The following is a 19,574-nucleotide window of genomic DNA, read 5'->3' as shown; positions in this document are numbered from 1 at the left end:
CAATTTTCTCATTGATACAATTTGACTCCATGTTTGATATCGCTCTATACGAACCTGAAATTGCGCCAAATACTGGCAACATTATTCGTCTGTGTGCCAACTGCGGCGCCAACTTACACTTGATCGAACCACTAGGCTTTGATTTAGAAGAGAAAAAAGTACGTCGAGCAGGTCTTGATTATCACGATTTAGCGCGAGTAAAACGCCACAAAAATCTGCAAGCGTTTTTAGACTATTTGCATGATGAGCGTGAAGGTGAGTTCCGCATTTTTGCCTGCACCACAAAAACCACCGGTCATCATGTCGATGCTCAATTCCAAAACGGTGACGTATTGTTGTTTGGTCCAGAGACGCGTGGCTTACCAGCTGAGTTGATTGAGAGTTTGCCAATGGAACAACGTGTTCGCATTCCAATGATGCCAGATGCGCGCAGCCTTAATCTATCCAATGCCGTCGCAATTATTGCCTATGAAGCTTGGCGTCAAATGGGTTTTGAAGGCACGCTATAACCTTTAGCCAAACTCAATAAAAACAAGTTTAGGAAGCAGATAGGTAGAAAAAGGGGCGCTTCAGCGCCCCTTATTAGTTTAGTTTGTTGTGATCGTTGTCATCATCTTTTCGTTCATATTCACCTTCGAAGGTGTCACCGTTATTACCACTCTGATCGAATGGGTTACGCTGGAACGGATCTTGACCAAAACCACCTTGGTTACTAAAGCCGCCATGGAAACCACCACCAACGGATTTCACTACCATCTTGCTCATCAAATACTTGGCAATCGCCGCGCGTGGCGCAGGTAAGAGCACTAACATACCTAATGCATCAGTCATGAAACCCGGAGTTAACAGCAGCACACCGGCAACTGCTAACATCACACCTTCAAAGATCTGCTGCGCTGGTAGCTCACCCTGTTGCATTCGATTTTGTACGCTCATCAAAGTCTGTAAACCTTGACTACGTACGAGCGATGCTCCAGCAAATGCGGTAATCACAACCAAGCCAATCGTTGGCCATAAACCTAGAAATCCGCCCACTTGAATAAATAGGCCAATCTCGACAATTGGTACTACAATAAACAGTAATAATAAGATAGGAAACACAAGCCCTCCTTTGTTAAGCACACATTAGCGCTAACCTCGCTTTGCCACAATAGTTTCTGATAGCGAAATGTTAGGAATCGTGACTAGCAAATTAATTTAGAATGGTCTACGGTATAAAAGGTAATCGCGAGTGATACATCAAAATGAAAAGACTACTGCGTATTAGCAAAAATATGCTGGTCTTGTGGTTAGGCTTAACACTGATCCCGCTGCTCTACTATTGGTACGTAAGTTCAAAAACACAAGACGAGATGCATACTCAACTGCAAACTCAAGGTATGCAGTTTTTGTCATATGTGGATGAAAGAGCCAATAGAATCTACACAGAGATCAATCAAACTATTTATGAGATTGGTCATTCTTCACTTTTATATGATTTTGCTCGCTATCAAGACCCAAAGCTAAAAAGCTATCTAGAAAAGCAATGGTACATTTCATCACTCAACTCCTCTCGTTTTGACCAACTGCGTTTTATTGATGGGAAAGGTCAGGAAATCATCCGTGTCGACTACCCTCATGGCAGTGAACACCCTTTTGTAGTTCCTCCTGAGCAACTACAAAACAAGTCCCATAGAGACTACTTTTTAATTAGTCAGAAGCTCACATCCAATCAAGTTGGATATATTGGCATCGACTTAGAGTACGAACATACTAAGCTTATTATCCCTTATAAAGCGGGTTTCAGGATCATCCATCCTATTGATGAGCAGCAAAAAGGAAACATACAACGCCTTGGCTACTTCATTGCCAACTTGGATGTATTGCAATTGATTGATGACATCACACAAAACACTCAGCAACTTCCGGTCCATTTTATCAACCAGCAAGGCTTCTATGTACTAAGCTCTGACCAACACAAGCTATTTGGTCACCTTATTGATGAGCGGCAAGGCTTTCAATTAACAAAAGAAAATCCGGACATGTGGCGACAAATTCAAACTCAGCCACACTCTGGAGCCTACCTGGCAAAAGAAGGACTTTATGTCTATCAGAGCATCAAAACACCTCTATTAGGTAGCATTGAGAACCTAACTCTTATTACCCTCTACCCCCAATCTCTACTTTCACAAACCTCGGCAGCATCACTTGATTTGTTGATGCTTGAAGTGGGTATTATTTGGTTTGCTCTAGGTATGTTAGCGTGCATGAGTGCCGTGATGTTTGATATCTATCGCCGGGGACAAATTAACCATGCTTTTACCAACTTATTATTAGAAAGCAGTAACGCCATAGTCCTTACTGATAGTAAATTCAATATTCTCAGAGCTAATGCCCGCTATATCGAGCTAACTGGATTTCAACATGAGCAGTTACTGGGAGAGAAATTGAACCAGTTACAACAGCTACCTATCTCTTTGGGTAATTTACAAAAAACGTTAGAGCTACATCGCTATTGGAAAGGGAGTCTAGAAGTTTGTACTGCGAATCAGCAACTGGTAAGTTGCGAAGTGGAAATACGGCCACTCACTACGCAGCAGTCTAATCCTCACTATTTCGTCCATTCCTTCACTGATATCAGCGCTCACTGCCAACGTATTGCTGAATTGCAAACATTAAGCGAGTGCGACAGTGCGACAAAACTATGGAATAAAGCCAAATTTGAAACCTTGCTCGCCAATCAATCTCGACTAGTAGCTCGTTATCAGCATCACCCGACGAGTTGCCTTGCTTTCATAGATATCGATGATTTCAAATCAATAAATGACAACCAAGGGCACGCGTTTGGCGATAAAGCAATTTTGCATGTCGCAAGCAAACTCCAACAAGTACTACGTGATAGTGACTCCATCGGCAGAATTGGGGGCGATGAATTCGCTATGATCATTCAACATATTACCCCTGAAAATGCACTACAGTTAATGTTGCGCGTCAAACAACAGATCACTGAATGGTCCGAGTACCCTTTAACCATTAGCGTGGGTCTGGTCGAAATTGGACCACATTGGAAAGAAAGCTTTGAACTGGCTGATCGCGCCTTGTATAGCGCTAAGCAAGCAGGAAGAAACTGCGTTATTGCGCATGGTATTAACAATATCACATCGATTGATCATCACTCCGCGTAACATGTACCAAGCACTAAAATGGACCACATCAAAGGAATGATAAAATTTTCATTCCTTTGATGTAAATAGTGATCCAGCCACTATGTGTAATGAACTGGGTCCAGTAATATGTGCTACATAAAGTCGGGACGGATTTTCAGCCAAGCTTTCTGGCGAATGGATTCTTTAATTACAGAATTGGCGATTAAACCAAGCTTAATTTCAAATAATTCTTTAAGGATCCACCTATGGCTACCCTATCAGAAGCTACATCAGCTAACACAGCCACTCGTATCGAAGAAGATCTATTAGGTCAACGTCATGTTCCGGCAGACGCGTATTACGGTATCCACACTCTACGCGCTATCGAAAATTTCAACATTTCTCACGCAACTATTTCTGACGTGCCTGAATTTATACATGGCATGGTGATGACTAAAAAAGCAGCCGCTCTCGCAAACAAAGAGCTCGGTGCGATTCCAAAAGATGTTGCTGATGTCATCATCCAAGCATGTAATTTGATCCTTGAAACAGGAAAGTGCATGGATCAATTCCCATCAGATGTTTATCAAGGCGGTGCCGGCACTTCTGTTAATATGAACACCAACGAAGTGATTGCCAACCTTGCTCTAGAATTAATGGGCAAAGAGAAAGGTCAATATCAATTTGTTAACCCAAATGATCATGTAAACAAAAGCCAATCCACCAACTGTGCTTACCCAACCGGTTTCCGTATTGCTGTTTACAACAGCGTGCATAAATTGATGGACGCAATTGAATACCTGAAAGGTGCATTTGAACTGAAGGCGCAAGAATTCAAAGGCGTGCTGAAAATGGGTCGTACACAGCTTCAAGACGCTGTGCCTATGACTGTTGGACAAGAATTCCACGCTTGGGCTGTCACATTAAACGAAGAGATTCGTGTACTGGACTACACATCAAAACTGTTGCTTGAAATCAACCTAGGTGCGACAGCTATCGGTACGGGTCTTAACGCACCAACCGGATACCAAGCACTTGCCGTGAAGCACCTTGCTGAAGTTACTGGTATAGATGTAGTACCAGCAGAAGACTTGATCGAAGCAACTTCTGACTGCGGTTCTTATGTAATGACACACGGTGCATTAAAGCGCCTTGCCGTTAAGCTATCTAAAATCTGTAATGACCTACGTCTACTGTCTTCTGGTCCTCGTACGGGGCTAAATGAATTGAACCTTCCTGAGCTTCAAGCCGGTTCTTCGATCATGCCTGCGAAAGTAAACCCCGTAATACCAGAAGTGGTGAACCAAGTTTGTTTCAAAGTATTGGGTAACGACACGACTATATCATTTGCAGCAGAAGGCGGTCAGTTACAGCTAAATGTCATGGAACCCGTCATCGCGCAATGTATGTTCGAGTCTATCTCGCTACTACACAATGCGTGTGTCAATCTACGAGATAAGTGTATTGACGGCATCACAGTGAATAAAGAAGTCTGTGAGAACTACGTTTACAACTCTATCGGTATTGTCACTTATTTGAACCCATATATTGGTCACCATGAAGGAGACATAGTAGGTAAAATCTGTGCTGAAACGGGTAAAAGTGTACGAGAAGTCGTCTTGGACCGTGGATTATTAACCGCAGAAGAGCTGGATGACATTCTTTGCGTTGAAAACTTCATGCATCCAACGTATAAAGCCAAGCGTTACGAATAACGATTACTACAAGGGTCCCAAGCGGACCCTTTTTTTACGCCATCATTTGGCGACTAAACTAAAGTAATGGTGTTCTCAAAGCTTTTCTTGCTCATTTTTCTTGCAGGCAGCTATCACCATGAAATAAAACAAAATAAACGAGGGTCTTTCTATGGTAGCAGTCGAACTGTTCGTCGTTCTGCTCTTTATATTTATAGGAGCAAGAATTGGTGGGATTGGAATTGGCTTTGCTGGCGGTGCTGGGGTTATCGCCTTATCACTGGGATTAGGTGTACCTACCAGTCAAGCTTACATTCCGGTGGATGTTATTTTAATCATAATGTCAGTCATTACTGCAATAGCAGCAATGCAAGTTGCCGGCGGTATGGACTGGTTGGTACAAGTCGCGGAAAACTTCTTACGCAAAAACCCTAAGCGAATCACCTTCTACGCGCCAATTGTTACCTTCCTGATGACATTAATGGCTGGGACAGGACACACCGCTTTTTCAACTTTACCCGTTATTGCTGAAGTCGCAAAAGGTCAAGGTGTTCGTCCTTCTCGTCCACTTTCCATCGCCGTTATTGCCTCGCAAATTGCCATTACTGCATCACCGATTTCCGCTGCGGTGGTAGCTTTTTCAGCTATGCTGGCACCGGTAGGTGTTGACTATTTAACCCTGCTTGCAGTGTGTATTCCAACCACATTTATTGCCTGCATGATCGGCGCGTTTGTTGCTAACTTTATGGGACGCGATCTTAAAGATGACCCAATTTATCAACAACGCTTAGAGCAAGGTTTGATCAAGCTAGCTAGCGAAGAGCAGCGTGTATTATTGCCAACAGCAAAAAGAGCGACATATATCTTTTTAGCTGCCATTGCATTTGTCGTTTGTTACGCAGCGGCTATTTCCAACTCAATCGGCTTGATTGAAAACCCAGCTCTAGGGCGAAATGAAGCAATCATGACAGTGATGCTGACAGCAGCAGCGATCATCGTACTCACAACGAAGATCGATGCTAACCTAATTCCGGCAGCAGGTACCTTCCGCTCAGGTATGACAGCCTGTGTTTGTGTGCTTGGTGTGGCATGGTTAGGGGCAACGTTTGTTAATGCGCACGTTGATGGGATTAAAGAGATCGCAAGTGAACTGCTTGCCGACTACCCATGGATGCTCGCATTGGTGCTGTTCTTTGCTTCGATGCTGCTTTACTCACAAGGCGCAACTACTGTCGCGCTGATGCCTGCCGCCTTAGCAATTGGCGTAGCGCCTCTCACTGCGGTGGCTTCGTTTGCTGCGGTGAGTGCGTTATTTGTGTTACCTACTTACCCAACGTTGCTTGCGGCTGTTGAGATGGATGATACCGGTTCAACCCGTATTGGTAAGTATGTATTCAACCATCCCTTTTTCATTCCGGGGGTGGTTACGATTTCATCAGCAGTAGCACTTGGCTTTACCTTCGGTGGCATGGTGATTTAATTCTTTTGTTAGATAGGCGCTTCGGCGCCTTTTTTATTCCCTTCACACAATCACCACCACTCAAGCATTACCGAACAACCATAACCAAAGAATTAATTTAGTTTGAAACTAATTGTTTGTTTTTCCTGTCTTATCAAGTCTCGACTTCGATCAACCAGAGCAAATATTTATCGAGCACGAGATAAATGCCCCAAATTGGGTATAAAATACCCTCAAGTTAATTTAAGTGATGTTTGTATGCGCGCAGTTTTTACTCTATTTATTCTATGTCTTAGTGTCATAACGACACCTGCAATGGCGTTGTTTGACAACAATTCAAACACACCAAGCTTTGCCAGTGATAACAATCGTTTTGTCCCCGTTGATGAGGCGTTTACGTTTAATCACTTCCAGCAAGGAGATCGAGTTTTTCTCGACTGGCAGGTAAAAGATGATTACTACCTCTATCAAGAACGAATTTCTGTCAGTGCTGAGAACGTCACTCTTGGCGGTTTAACCATGCGAGATGGTCAACCACACAAAGATGAATTTTTTGGTGACGTTCATATTTATACCGAGCCACTTTTTGTCGAAGTTCCTCTAGAGCAATACCAATCTGGGGCACGCCTAATTGTTCAATACCAAGGCTGCGCTAAGGCTGGTTTTTGCTACCCACCAGAAACTCGAATCATTGACATTGACCCTTTCTCTGGCGAACAAAAATCCGTCATAAAAGCGCCAAGCGAAGATACTACGATCTCTAAAGAGACCAATCTGGCTGATAAGCTAGGGGACAATTGGTGGACTCCATTGCTATTTCTCGCTCTGGGTATTGGTTTAGCCTTCACGCCATGTGTACTGCCGATGTACCCAATTCTGACCAGCATCGTATTGGGTAGCGGTAAATTGACTCACCGCCGAGCTCTGGGATTATCGTTTATTTATGTACAAGGAATGGCCCTGACCTACACCTTACTCGGTTTAGTCGTCGCTTCCGCTGGCATGCAATTTCAAGCGGCAATGCAGCATCCTTATGTGCTCATCGGCTTGAGTATCATGTTTATCACCCTTGCTCTGTCTATGTTTGGCGCTTATACCTTGCAACTTCCTTCTAGCGTGCAAACTTGGCTTAATGGTTTAAGCAATAAGCACCAAGGTGGCAATAACACTGGCGTATTTGCAATGGGCGCAATTTCAGGCTTAGTTTGCTCGCCATGTACCACCGCACCATTATCTGGTGCTTTACTCTATGTAGCACAAAGTGGTGACCTACTCACAGGTGGAGTTGCCTTGTACGCGCTCGCGCTGGGTATGGGTATTCCTCTGATGCTTGCAGCGGTGTTTGGTAACAAGCTACTACCGAAAGCGGGAGGATGGATGGACAAAGTAAAAGTGCTGTTTGGCTTTGTTTTACTTGCTGCTCCTATCTTTTTACTTGAACGTATTCTGCCAGAAATATGGGCTACCGCACTTTGGTCATTGTTAGGTTTAGCCGCATTTGGGTGGCTGTACCATATTAAAAACAATCTCGACTTTGGTGGTTGGAAACAAAGCACTGTGGGTATCATTGCAGTATTAGGTCTATTCGCTTCTGCGCAACCACTGCTGAATTATTGGTTTAATCCACAACAACAAATTTCTCAACATTCGATTGAGTTTATTAAAGTCAGCACGGTAACTGATCTCGAACAGCAGCTATCAGCCGCCAAATTAGCCGGAAAACCAGTCATGCTCGATTACTACGCCGATTGGTGTGTCGCATGTAAAGAATTTGAGAAGTACACCTTTCATGCCGCAGACGTAGAAGCAAAGCTGCAAGATTTTGTTCTACTCCAAGCTGATGTCACTAAAAACGAAATGACCGATATTGCGTTGCTACAAAAGCTCAATGTTCTGGGTCTACCAACCATTGAGTTCTGGGATGCTAACGGTGAACACATTGTTAACGCGCGAATTACCGGATTTATGGATGCGCCAAATTTTCTTGAGCACTTAAAAACCCATCAGCTGTAATGTCAAACCCTGTGAATACCGCCTCAGAATCTTCTGGGGCTTTTTTATTTCTAAGACAAAAGTCGATTTAGTTCAGACTTTTAGCGTACAAACATTGTTCAATAACGCAAACGGAACAATAATTCTATTAACCAAATAACAATAAGTGATTAACGTCATGGATTCGACTTACACCATTATTATTGCTGACGACCACCCACTATTCAGAAACGCACTGTTTCAATCTATCCATATGGCGATTAGCGGAGCGAATCTACTTGAGGCTGATTCACTAGAAGCCCTGTTGGCATTGTTGGAAAAGGAGCCCGATCCTGACCTGTTGTTACTTGATCTAAAAATGCCTGGTGCAAATGGCATGTCGGGGCTAATTCATTTGAGAGCCGAGCACCCCGATTTACCGATTGTGGTGGTATCAGCAAGTGAAGAGCCATCCGTCGTTACACAAGTTAAAAGTCATGGTGCTTTTGGCTTTATTCCAAAATCGAGTGATATGCGTGAACTTATCAGTGCATTGAATCAAGTCCTCGGTGGCGAACCTTTTTTCCCAGAAGGATCGATTACCAACAATGCAGCGTGCACTGATCTGGCTGAGAAAATATCCTCTTTAACGCCGCAGCAATACAAAGTACTCGGTATGTTGTCAGATGGCTTACTCAACAAGCAAATTGCTTATGAGCTCCATGTTTCAGAAGCAACAATCAAAGCGCACATGACCGCTATTTTCCGAAAACTTGGGGTTAAGAACCGCACTCAAGCGGTAATTTTACTACAGCAGCTTGAACCGAATGTATAATTAACATTGAACTAACTTTTCGTCATTTTCCGTATGCTAAACTGATTAAGGTGGTGTTATTAAACTCCCATCCCTCTGTTATTCATCTAGGTAAGTCGCCGTTCCATTTCGCGTGAATGCTATCATTGCTGATAGCCATTTGTGTGGCATTTGAATGTGATTTAGCACGTATCTAGCATGACTACCCCTAACTCTGGGAGCTTACTTTGCTTAGTATCGTATTAACACAATTTGTTGTTCTTTGGGCTGTTATTGACCCTGTCGGAAGCGTACCTGTTTACCTATCACAAACCCAACACTTATCGGCAAAACAACGCCGAGTCGTTGCACTAAAAGCGGTCGCAATCGCCACTGGATTGTTACTGTTCTTCTTAGTTGCAGGACAATTATTACTTGAAGCAATGCAGATCCCCCTACCTGCGTTCCAAGCCGCTGGCGGATTAGTACTCTTGCTATTCGCATTGACTATGATCTTTGGCGAAAGTAAACCGGAGCAAGAGCAAAAGCTCTCCCAAGATCTAAGCCACTCTGAACTATCAGACCTTGCCGTTTATCCACTTGCGATGCCTTCGATTGCCTCACCTGGTGCAATGATGGCTATAGTGATGCTTACTGACAACCATCGTTACTCGTTAGTTGATCAAGCGATTACCGCCAGCGTCATGCTCAGCGTTCTAATCATTACTCTGCTATTTTTGTTGCTTGCAAGTCATATTCATAAGGTGATCGGTAACGTGGGTGCCGCCATTATTAGCCGCGTTATGGGGCTTATCTTGGCTGCTGTTGCTTTAAATAATCTTATGATGGGAGTTCGCGACTTCTATTTTGTGTGATCTAACCACCATTCCTCGTGCGACAGCATTAGACCTTCGGCTTAGTTAACACATTATTAACATCATACAATCACACCCTATCCGTACAAGTGATTGTTTTTTAGCGCCTTTATCAAAAATCATTGCCGACTAAAGTTGAAAAGAGATCTTGTCACGTCACTGCTATTGTAAATCGTGAAACATTTTCTTAACAACAAACATGCGTAAGGAGACGGCAATGGCATTTGAAAGTCAGGAACGAGCCAAAGCCTATTGGGAAAGAAACGTAAAACTAATGATCCGCTTAATGGTTGTTTGGTTTGTCGTATCTTTTGGCTGTGGCATCTTATTTGTTGATGTGCTTAACCAATTTCAACTTGGTGGCTACAAACTTGGCTTCTGGTTTGCTCAACAAGGATCCATCTATACCTTCCTAGGGATCATTTTCTACTATGCGTGGAAGATGCGTCAAATCGACCGCGAATTTAATGTAGATGAGTAAGGAGTAGCTCAGATGGATTTGAAAACAATCACTTACCTAGTTGTAGGGGCGACCTTTATCCTCTACATAGGTATCGCAATTTGGGCTCGTGCAGGCTCAACTAAAGAGTTCTATGTTGCTGGCGGTGGCGTAAACCCAATAGCTAACGGCATGGCGACAGCGGCTGACTGGATGTCGGCAGCATCATTTATCTCGATGGCGGGTTTAATTGCCTTCATGGGATACGGCGGTTCTGTATTCCTAATGGGTTGGACAGGTGGTTACGTACTGCTTGCTCTTTTACTGGCTCCTTACCTACGTAAGTTCGGTAAGTTCACAGTTCCAGAGTTTGTTGGTGAGCGTTTCTACTCAAATACAGCACGTATTGTAGCGGTAATTTGTCTTATCATCGCATCGGTAACTTACGTTATCGGTCAAATGAAAGGCGTTGGTGTTGCATTTGGTCGCTTCCTAGAAGTTGATTACTCTACAGGTCTCTTGATCGGTATGTGTATCGTATTTATGTACGCGGTAATGGGCGGCATGAAAGGTATTACGTACACGCAGATTGCCCAGTATTGCGTACTCATTCTTGCTTACACTATTCCAGCAATCTTTATCTCTCTGCAATTTACTGGTCACCCACTTCCTCAAATTGGTTTAGGGAGTACCATATCCGGAACCGATGTCTATCTGCTCGACCGGCTCGACCAAGTGGTCACTGAGCTCGGGTTTAGTGAATACACGACACAAGTCCGGGGTGACACTCTAAACATGTTCGTATACACGCTGTCACTAATGATCGGTACAGCAGGTCTACCCCACGTAATTATCCGTTTCTTTACGGTACCTAAAGTGCGTGATGCTCGTACGTCAGCAGGTTGGGCACTATTCTTTATTGCCATCTTGTATACAACGGCACCAGCTGTATCTGCTATGGCTCGTTTGAATCTAATGGACACGGTTAACCCTGCTCCAGGTCAGCACCTTGCTTATGACGAGCGTCCTGATTGGTTCAAGAACTGGGAGAAAACAGGTCTACTTGGATTTGATGACAAAAATGGCGATGGTCTGATCGAGTACACATCAAGCCCTGAAACTAACGAGCTGAAAGTGGACCGTGACATCATGGTACTAGCGAACCCTGAGATAGCGAAATTGCCTAACTGGGTAATCGCGCTTGTCGCAGCCGGTGGTCTAGCAGCAGCACTATCAACCGCAGCAGGTCTATTGTTGGCGATATCCTCGGCGATATCCCACGACTTAATCAAAGGCGTAATAAATCCCAATATTTCTGAGAAGAAAGAACTGCTCGCCAGTCGGATAGCCATGGCGGTGGCAATTGCGGTCGCTGGCTACTTAGGGCTCAATCCGCCGGGATTTGCCGCTGGTACGGTGGCTCTGGCATTCGGCCTGGCAGGGTCCTCAATATTCCCTGCCTTGATGATGGGTATCTTTAGTAAGAACATCAATAAAGAAGGCGCAATTGCAGGTATGATCACCGGTATCAGTATTACTCTATTCTATGTTTTCCAACACAAAGGCATTCTATTCGTTGCTGATTGGAAATTCCTAGAAAGCTGGGGTAGCAACTGGTTCCTAGGCATTGAACCAAACGCATTCGGTGCAATTGGTGCACTATTCAACTTCATCGTGGCATTCGCTGTATCTAAAGTGACTGCAGAGACTCCACAAGAAGTGAAAGATTTAGTCGAACACGTACGTGTTCCAGCTGGTGTAAGTGACGCCATTGACCACTAAAATCTAACGCAAACCACAAAAGCCCCTGCGGGGGCTTTTTTATTCCAAAAACACTGTTTATCTTAGATTTTGTAAAGCACAGTCTGTATAACTAATGGCTTAAAAGTAAACGCTTTTACCATGAGCCATTAATTATAGTGATTGCCCCAAATCCCTTAAGTCGTAGTAGCAAGGAAGCCCTATGTTCAAAAACAAGCACATTATCATTGCCCTGTTGATTGCCCCTGTACTGTCAATTATTGCCTATGTGGGGACAGATATGGCTTTGAGTGAGAAGCCACATGCGGCCAAAGAAGGGCAAGACTACAAACTACGTAGTAAATCAAATTGCCGTTATACCAGTGGTTTATGTGATATGGAAAATGGCGAGTTTAAAGTGCAATTCCGCTCTGAAAAACTCACCAGTAATCAACTTGAGCTGTCTCTATCTTCTGCTTTTCCTCTTGAGGGCATCAAGTTGTCTTTAGTTGATAACCCTGAAAATAATGCACAGCCGATTGATATGCAGTCTAGCAGTAACGATGGTAAACATTGGTATATCACTCTACCAGCACCGGCTTCTGAAGAGAGTTGGCTACGTGTTGCGATTCAAGCAGATGGCATACTTTATTATGGTGACACCCAAACCGCTTTCATTAAGTATGAAACACTCCTAAGCGAATAAATCCAAATCAGAACTTAGGCGATACGATTGAGTATCGCCCTTAACTTCAATGGTTTAACTGGCTTGGGTATAAAGCTAAATCCATTAGATTTAATACCATCAAGCATATCCGGCGTACGATCAGCACTGATGATCACACCAATAAAACTATCCCCTAAACGTAATCGACATTGCTGTAGTATTTCTAATCCAGTACGACCATGATCAAGTCGATAGTCTGACAAAATCACATCCGGAACCCATGCCTCATCGATCGCTTTCAAGCTTTCTACAATATCTGTCGCGCAACGAACATCACATCCCCAGCGGGCTAACAGTTGTTCCATACCGATTAGGATATCGGTTTCATTATCAACACACAGTACTTTAATATGACTAAGATCCGACACCGCTTGTATTGGTGAAGCTATCACTTGAGGCGCCACCTCCGATGCTCGTTTCAAGCTAATAGAAAATACACTACCTTCTCCCGGCCATGAGCGCATTGAAATCTGATGCCCGAGAACATTTGCGATTCCTTTCGATATTGCCAACCCTAATCCTAAACCTTGATCTGAGCGAACTTGGCTACCACGATTGAACTCTTCGAAGATCTCTTGTTGTTTATCTTGGTTGATACCTTCGCCGTTATCCCACACTTCAATCCGAACTTCTCCAGCAACTCGACGAACACCAAGAACCACCTTACCTTTAGGGCTATAGCGAAAGGCATTGGTTAAAAAGTTTTGTACTACGCGGCGTAATAACTTGGGATCCGAGTGCACAAGTAATTGGCTAGGAGCCATGCTGAATTCAATTCCTTGCTGCTTAGCTAAGGCACTAAACTCTGCATTAAGGTTTGCCAACACGTCATTAATCGCAAAACCATATACATTGACATCAAGTTTTCCTGACTCTAAACGAGATATATCTAACAAATCTCCAATCAAATCCTCAGCCGCTTCTAGAGCACTTTCTATATGATGGGCTAACTGTTGAGTTTCACTCTCTTTGGCAACCTCTGATAATGATGAAGCAAACAAACGCGCCGCATTCAACGGTTGCATTAAGTCATGACTCACCGCTGCTAAGAAGCGAGATTTAGAGCGTGATTCATGTTCCGATCGTTGAGTGGCACTAACCAACTGTTTATTCAGTCGCTCTAGCTCTTGGGTACGCACTTGAACACGTTCTTCTAATGTCTCATTCGCATCTTTTAATGCCTGCTCTGCATCACGGAATACGGTGATATCGGTAAAGCTCATAACAAACCCGCCGCCAGGCATAGGGTTTCCCTGCACTTCAATCACTCGCCCATCTGCTCGCACGCGAGAAGAAGTATGCCTTGTCCCTTGATCTAAGTGGTAGATACGTCGACGTACATGATCTTCTGGATTACCGGGACCACACAAGCCTTGCTCTGCATTGTGACGAATCACATCCGCTATTGGTCGACCGACTTGAATTAATCCCTGAGGGAACTCGAACAACTCTAAATATCTTTGGTTCCATGCCACCAGCCGCAGTTGTTTATCAACCACAGCAATCCCTTGTCCAATATGCTCAATCGCACCTTGCAACAGACCACGGCTAAAATCGTAAAGTTCAGAGGCTTCATCGACAATGGTAGCGACCTCTTCAAGTTGCATATTCCTGCCTTGCAAGGCAGAAGTAAGCACTAACTTAGCCGAAGAGGCACCGAATACGCCAGCAAGCACGCGCTCGGTATGACGAATAAGGCTCGACGGTGCTTGTTGATTAGGCATCAAAGTTTGTCGTTGAGCACCCCAGTACTGTTTGAAAGCACTACGAACTCGCTGCCGACCAACAAATCGAGATGCAAGCATTTCAAGCTCAGCTACCGTCACTCGGCTTTGGTACAAACTCATGTTCTCGCTTTCCGGTAGCGGCGTACCGATAAACGAGGCTGATTGCAGGCGTTCACTTAAACTAGCTCGTGTGACCATTGATATAAGTACATAGCACAGTGTATTGATGCTCAAGCTAAGTACTATGCCCCAATCCGATGATTGTAAGCCGATATCACTTAACATAAGTGGCGGTTCAACTATCCACAACAAGATATTATTGTCGCTGTCACCAGCAAGCAAACCGGTCGCGTTCATCAAAGTAATCAACCATAAGGTAAAACCAAACAGCAGCCCAACATAGACGCCTTTACGATTACCTTGTCGCCAATACATACCACCGATTAAGGCGGGAGCAAATTGGCTGATTGCCGCAAAAGACAAAAAACCAATCGCGGAAAGAGAATGGATATTACCGAGAACTTGGTAAAAACCCCAAGCACCGAGTAAAAGCAGCAAGATCAGCGCTCGACGGATCACCAACAGCAGCCCCGAGAACTGGCGGTGACCACGGCTGCTTAACTTCATTCTGCGTAGCAACAATGGCATCACTAAATCGTTAGATACCATAATCGCGAGCGCGATAGTTGAGACAATAACCATGCCACTCGCCGCCGATGTACCACCTAAAAATGCCAGCAATGCCATATCACTAGCACCGACAGCCATTGGCAAACTGATTACATAAGTATCTGCGCTCACGCCGGACAGCATCCCTTGCCCAACCCAAGCAATAGGCAAGACAAAAATCCCCATCAGTACTAGGTACAAAGGAAATAACCAACGTGCAGTATGAAGATCTTTAGGTCGCTCGTTTTCCACCACCATTGTATGGAACTGTCGCGGTAGGCACAAAATCGCCATCATAGTCAAAATAGTGTGGATGACCAGAGTTGGCCAATTAGGCGATTGATAGGTCTGTGCCGCCAAATCCATCAACACAATATCGCTTCGGTTTAGGGCTATAAACAGAATGAAACAACCGACAACCATGAACGCAACAAGCTTAACGATAGATTCAAAGGCAATCGCCATCATCATACCGCGGTGATGCTCCGTATTATCAATATGACGGGTACCAAATAGCATGGTGAAAATCGCCAGCGCCATTACTACAAACCAAGAAACATCCACACCACCTAGCATGCCTTCAGCTTGTAGCACCGGAGCTACCACTTCTAACCCCATAGTAATGCCACGTAACTGCAAGGCGATATAAGGCAATATACCAACCACGGCAATCAAGGTGATCACCATAGCTAAGCCCTGAGACTTGCCATAACGAGCCGCGATAAAATCAGCAATAGAGGTAATATGTTCACGTTTGGCGACAATGATCAGCCGAGCGAGTACTCGCCAACCGAAAGTAAAAACAATGATGGGGGCAACATAGATAGGAAGAAATGACCACGGATTGCTGCTAGCTTGCCCAACCGTGCCGTAGAAAGTCCAAGAGGTACAATAAACCGCAATTGATAGACTGTAGATCCATGGTCGCCACTTTGCCAGCCAACCACGTTGTCTATCTCCATACCATGCGATCCAGAATAATAACCCGAGATACAATAATGATACGGGAATCACCAGCCATCCTTGCATGCGATATCCTTATTTTACACTCTTGTTTAGTCACCTAAGTGGCCAATGACCACCTAGGTCTAGTTTGCTCTATTAAACTAACAGAGTGTATAAATATCAATCAGATGTGGTTAATTCTGTGCTTCAAGCTCCGCTTTATTATCGTGATCTTTATTCGCGCGAGTTTTCGGTTCCACTCGAATAAAAAGAGCAATCGCGCCCATTACAGCCATACCCCAGAACACCTTCGCTCCCCAATTTTCGTACCCCCAACCACTTAGCGCAGTCATAAGAGCGATAAATGCACCTAACGGAATTGCATTATAAAGCGCTTGTAATGCAACCATTCTGTTTTGACCTGACGCTTGGATATATTGAATCGCCCCAATATGCGCAATAGCAAACGTCACACCGTGCAATAGCTGGATCGCAACTAAAGCGACCAAAGCCGTTGTTGAGGCAGTGATTCCCCAGCGAACCATAACTCCGACAGATGCGACCAAAAATAATGCACGCAAGCTCCAACCAACAAATAATCGCTTGCTTAGAGCAAAAATAAGTACTTCCGAGACCACACCAAGACTCCAAAGATAACCAATGATAGCCTCTGAATAACCCGCCTCTTTCCAATAAATCGAACTAAAACTGTAATAGGCAGCATGACTTCCCTGAATTAAAGCCATCAAAAGCAAAAATCGAATAACACTGTTTTCACGCAGTAACTCAGTGAGCTTAGGACGTACCATTTGCTCTTGAGTGTCGGTGATCGGCATTGGATTAATACGTCGCATCGAAAATATTAACGACATCAGCATTCCCGCCAAAGCCGTATAGAGGATCATATCCGTCCCGTACAGTGACACCAAATAGCCCACGACTGTCGAACCTGCGATAAAGGCAATAGAGCCCCATAAACGAGTGCGACCATAATCGAGCATTTTTAAACGCCCATAATGGTTCGCCATGGCATCAGAGATCGGGATAATTGGTCCGCAGCACAGGTTGAATAAAACCGTGGCAACACCCATCAACCAGAAGCTCCCTCCTGTAAAAAAGTGAAAGCCGACAAATATCAATCCAGCAAAACTCAACACTCGTAACGCAGGCATTAAGTGCTCTACTTTATGAATGCGCGGTGTTAGCACTAGGTTTGCAACACAACGAGTCGCAAAACCCATACCAACTAATATACCTATGTCTGATGCCGATACACCTTGTTCCTCAAACCACAACGACCAAAATGGTAGATAAACACCATAGGCAAAAAAGAAACCAATTAAATATTGAGAAATCCAGCCATAGGGCGATGGGGTAAACATGGTAACCTCTAATTCAACATATTGAGTTGGCGGCATTATCTACCGAGAGTCGGAAGATAAAAAGGGAACATTCTGATTTAGACTCTTTCCTCTTTGAATTTTCCTTGCTTTGCTTCGACCAAAGTCGTCTAGCGCCTTTACGTATTTTTGTCACACTTAGTCAGTAGCGACTGAGAATCAAAGGTATGCCATGCCAGACAAATTCAATATGCAATCTCCCCCGTTTGACCGACTTGATGACATGCAACAAAAAACTCTGCGTGCTTCACTTGACGTTGCGTACTTCCGTGGGCGCGATGCCATTTTACGTAACGGGGAAGAAAGCAAACACCTACATATATTGATTAAAGGTGTTGTCGAAGAACAATCTGCGGACGGTAAAGAAATATTCGCCCATTATGCCAATGACGACTTATTTGACGTTCGCTCCTTAATAGAAGGCACGGCGCGCCACAGCTATATTGCGCTTGAAGATACGCTTTCCTACCTGCTACCTAAAGAAGTATTCCTCGATCTTTACCAGCAAAATGGACAATTTGCGGCATACTTCGATAGTAATCTCTCAAAACGACAAGCATTAATAGAAGCGGCTCAGCAGCAACAAAATCTCGCCGAGTTCATCCTGACTAAAGTCGACAGTGACATTTACCATCCACCAAGAATTCTGCAATACGATCAGCCGTTGGATCAAGTTACCCAGTTCCTTAAATCCAATGCGGTTGACTCAGCACTAATTGCGCTCAACCCTGATGATGATCGTCTGAAAAGAACCCCAAATGCGTTGCCTTATGGCATTATTACGCGCACTAATATGCTGCACGCCGTTATGCTTGATCGGCTACCACTTGATACCCCTGTCGGTGAAGTCGCTACGTTCCCAGTAATGTATGTAGAAGAGGGGGATTTTTTATTTAACGCCATGATTTCCATGACGAGAAATAGAATGAAGCGATTGATGGTTTGTGATGGCAATCAACCCGTTGGCATGCTGGATATGACGCAGATTCTAAGTGCCTTTTCGACACACTCACACGTGCTCACGCTTAGTATTGCGAGAGCCACCAGCATTGAAGAACTGGCAATTTCATCCAATCGACAGCGTCAGTTGGTCGACAGCCTGCTCAACAACGGTATCCGTACTCGCTTTATTATGGAGCTGATCTCAGCCGTCAACGAACAGATCATTGAAAAAGCATTTGAATTAGTTGTCCCACCCGCACTGCATGATCACTGCTGCCTAATCGTGCTTGGCTCTGAAGGTCGAGGCGAACAGATCCTAAAAACCGATCAAGACAATGCACTGATCATGAAAGACGGACTGGAGTGGGAACAGTGCAGTTCGGTCATGGATGAGCTAACGCGTACCCTGCAGCAGCTTGGTTACCCGCTTTGCCCTGGAAACGTAATGGTCAACAACCCAGAATGGGTAAAACACCAATCAGAGTGGAAGAAAACCTTAAAGCAATGGTCGAGAGCAACCAATGCAGAACAAGTGATGAAACTGGCTATTATCGCAGATGCTCATGCGGTTGCGGGCAACGAGGAATTACTAAAACCGGTAAGTGAACACTTACATAAAATCATGTTCAACAACATGCTCACCTTACAAGATTTCTCAAGACCAGCATTGCAATTCTCTTTGCCTTTAACCTTATTCGGTAATGTAAAAAGCGATAAACAAGGTTTAGATCTTAAGAGTGGTGGGATCTTTCCGATCGTTCATGGTATTCGAACACTCGCTCTCGAATACGGTATTGAAGATAAAAATACCTTTGAGCGTATTGAAGCCTTACGCCATAAAAAGATCTTAGAGCCTGAAACTGCCGATAATCTGAATGAAGCGTTAAAACTCTTCTTTAAATTACGCTTAGGGCAACAACTATCCAACCAGCATAACCATAATAGAATTGATCTCAAACAGCTCGATAGAAGTGAACGCGATCTACTTCGCCATAGTCTGCATGTTGTCAAAAAGTTTAAGCAACTCCTTGGCTATCACTATCAAATCCGAGATTAATGGAGTACATA

The 19,574-nt window shown here is 44.1% G+C and carries 14 protein-coding genes; 11 read left to right on the top strand and 3 right to left on the bottom strand.

Annotated features, from left to right (window positions below; all coding sequences use genetic code 11):
• The first annotated feature begins 29 nt into the window (after positions 1-29).
• On the top strand, positions 30-509 hold the full coding sequence (trmL, locus tag L4C38_RS19420; protein WP_428799199.1) for a tRNA (uridine(34)/cytosine(34)/5-carboxymethylaminomethyluridine(34)-2'-O)-methyltransferase TrmL: 480 nt from the start codon (positions 30-32) through the stop codon (positions 507-509).
• A gap of 73 nt (positions 510-582) precedes the next feature.
• Here the strand turns inward: trmL and L4C38_RS19415 are convergent, their stop codons facing one another.
• On the bottom strand, positions 583-1,101 hold the full coding sequence (locus L4C38_RS19415) for an FxsA family protein (RefSeq protein WP_428799198.1): 519 nt from the start codon (positions 1,099-1,101) through the stop codon (positions 583-585).
• A gap of 143 nt (positions 1,102-1,244) precedes the next feature.
• On the opposite strand from L4C38_RS19415, the gene L4C38_RS19410 reads away from it, so the two are divergent.
• The 9 genes from L4C38_RS19410 (at position 1,245) to L4C38_RS19370 (ending at position 12,802) form a co-directional block, all read left to right on the top strand.
• Positions 1,245-3,164, top strand: coding sequence for a GGDEF domain-containing protein (locus L4C38_RS19410; RefSeq protein WP_428799197.1), 1,920 nt, complete (start codon positions 1,245-1,247; stop codon positions 3,162-3,164).
• Between the two features lie 227 nt (positions 3,165-3,391).
• On the top strand, positions 3,392-4,840 hold the full coding sequence (gene aspA / locus L4C38_RS19405) for an aspartate ammonia-lyase (protein WP_428799196.1): 1,449 nt from the start codon (positions 3,392-3,394) through the stop codon (positions 4,838-4,840).
• Positions 4,841-4,991: 151 nt separating this feature from the next.
• Positions 4,992-6,299: an anaerobic C4-dicarboxylate transporter gene (locus tag L4C38_RS19400; protein WP_428799195.1), complete on the top strand. Its 1,308-nt coding sequence runs from the start codon at positions 4,992-4,994 to the stop codon at positions 6,297-6,299.
• Between the two features lie 237 nt (positions 6,300-6,536).
• The gene (locus L4C38_RS19395) at positions 6,537-8,291 is read left to right on the top strand and encodes a protein-disulfide reductase DsbD (protein WP_428799194.1); all 1,755 of its coding nucleotides are present in this window, start codon (positions 6,537-6,539) and stop codon (positions 8,289-8,291) included.
• 157 nt (positions 8,292-8,448) lie between these two features.
• Positions 8,449-9,084, top strand: coding sequence for a response regulator (locus L4C38_RS19390; RefSeq protein WP_428799193.1), 636 nt, complete (start codon positions 8,449-8,451; stop codon positions 9,082-9,084).
• 206 nt (positions 9,085-9,290) lie between these two features.
• A complete protein-coding gene (locus L4C38_RS19385; protein WP_428799192.1) occupies positions 9,291-9,917 on the top strand; it encodes a MarC family protein in 627 nt (208 codons plus the stop codon).
• 217 nt (positions 9,918-10,134) lie between these two features.
• A complete protein-coding gene (locus tag L4C38_RS19380; protein ID WP_428799191.1) occupies positions 10,135-10,398 on the top strand; it encodes a DUF4212 domain-containing protein in 264 nt (87 codons plus the stop codon).
• Between the two features lie 12 nt (positions 10,399-10,410).
• On the top strand, positions 10,411-12,138 hold the full coding sequence (locus L4C38_RS19375) for a sodium:solute symporter family protein (protein ID WP_428799190.1): 1,728 nt from the start codon (positions 10,411-10,413) through the stop codon (positions 12,136-12,138).
• Positions 12,139-12,319: 181 nt separating this feature from the next.
• On the top strand, positions 12,320-12,802 hold the full coding sequence (locus L4C38_RS19370; RefSeq protein WP_428799189.1) for a hypothetical protein: 483 nt from the start codon (positions 12,320-12,322) through the stop codon (positions 12,800-12,802).
• A gap of 14 nt (positions 12,803-12,816) precedes the next feature.
• Here the strand turns inward: L4C38_RS19370 and L4C38_RS19365 are convergent, their stop codons facing one another.
• Together L4C38_RS19365 and L4C38_RS19360 are read right to left on the bottom strand one after the other, a co-directional pair.
• A complete protein-coding gene (locus L4C38_RS19365; protein WP_428799188.1) occupies positions 12,817-16,248 on the bottom strand; it encodes a hybrid sensor histidine kinase/response regulator in 3,432 nt (1,143 codons plus the stop codon).
• A gap of 110 nt (positions 16,249-16,358) precedes the next feature.
• Complete coding sequence (locus L4C38_RS19360; RefSeq protein WP_428799217.1) at positions 16,359-17,546, bottom strand: 3-phenylpropionate MFS transporter; 1,188 nt, start codon at positions 17,544-17,546, stop codon at positions 16,359-16,361.
• Between the two features lie 190 nt (positions 17,547-17,736).
• Here L4C38_RS19360 and L4C38_RS19355 point away from each other — a divergent pair, with 190 nt between their 5' ends.
• A complete protein-coding gene (locus L4C38_RS19355) occupies positions 17,737-19,563 on the top strand; it encodes a DUF294 nucleotidyltransferase-like domain-containing protein (RefSeq protein ID WP_428799187.1) in 1,827 nt (608 codons plus the stop codon).
• The last annotated feature ends 11 nt before the right edge of the window (positions 19,564-19,574 follow it).

Origin of the sequence: Vibrio kasasachensis (assembly GCF_050337565.1) — a bacterium.
Classification (GTDB): domain Bacteria; phylum Pseudomonadota; class Gammaproteobacteria; order Enterobacterales; family Vibrionaceae; genus Vibrio; species Vibrio kasasachensis.
The sequence above is the reverse complement of the archived record's forward strand: the minus strand, read 5'-3'. Positions and strand labels throughout refer to the sequence as shown.

Excerpts from the sequence above, each read along its gene's own strand:
- L4C38_RS19360 (WP_428799217.1), bottom strand. The coding sequence starts at position 17,546 with ATGTTTACCCCATCGCCCTATGGCTGGATTTCTCAATATTTAATTGGT.
- L4C38_RS19375 (WP_428799190.1), top strand. The coding sequence starts at position 10,411 with ATGGATTTGAAAACAATCACTTACCTAGTTGTAGGGGCGACCTTTATC.
- L4C38_RS19390 (WP_428799193.1), top strand. The coding sequence starts at position 8,449 with ATGGATTCGACTTACACCATTATTATTGCTGACGACCACCCACTATTC.
- L4C38_RS19380 (WP_428799191.1), top strand. The coding sequence starts at position 10,135 with ATGGCATTTGAAAGTCAGGAACGAGCCAAAGCCTATTGGGAAAGAAAC.
- L4C38_RS19370 (WP_428799189.1), top strand. The coding sequence starts at position 12,320 with ATGTTCAAAAACAAGCACATTATCATTGCCCTGTTGATTGCCCCTGTA.
- L4C38_RS19395 (WP_428799194.1), top strand. The coding sequence starts at position 6,537 with ATGCGCGCAGTTTTTACTCTATTTATTCTATGTCTTAGTGTCATAACG.
- L4C38_RS19355 (WP_428799187.1), top strand. The coding sequence starts at position 17,737 with ATGCCAGACAAATTCAATATGCAATCTCCCCCGTTTGACCGACTTGAT.
- aspA (WP_428799196.1), top strand. The coding sequence starts at position 3,392 with ATGGCTACCCTATCAGAAGCTACATCAGCTAACACAGCCACTCGTATC.
- L4C38_RS19400 (WP_428799195.1), top strand. The coding sequence starts at position 4,992 with ATGGTAGCAGTCGAACTGTTCGTCGTTCTGCTCTTTATATTTATAGGA.
- trmL (WP_428799199.1), top strand. The coding sequence starts at position 30 with ATGTTTGATATCGCTCTATACGAACCTGAAATTGCGCCAAATACTGGC.
- L4C38_RS19365 (WP_428799188.1), bottom strand. The coding sequence starts at position 16,248 with ATGCAAGGATGGCTGGTGATTCCCGTATCATTATTGTATCTCGGGTTA.
- L4C38_RS19410 (WP_428799197.1), top strand. The coding sequence starts at position 1,245 with ATGAAAAGACTACTGCGTATTAGCAAAAATATGCTGGTCTTGTGGTTA.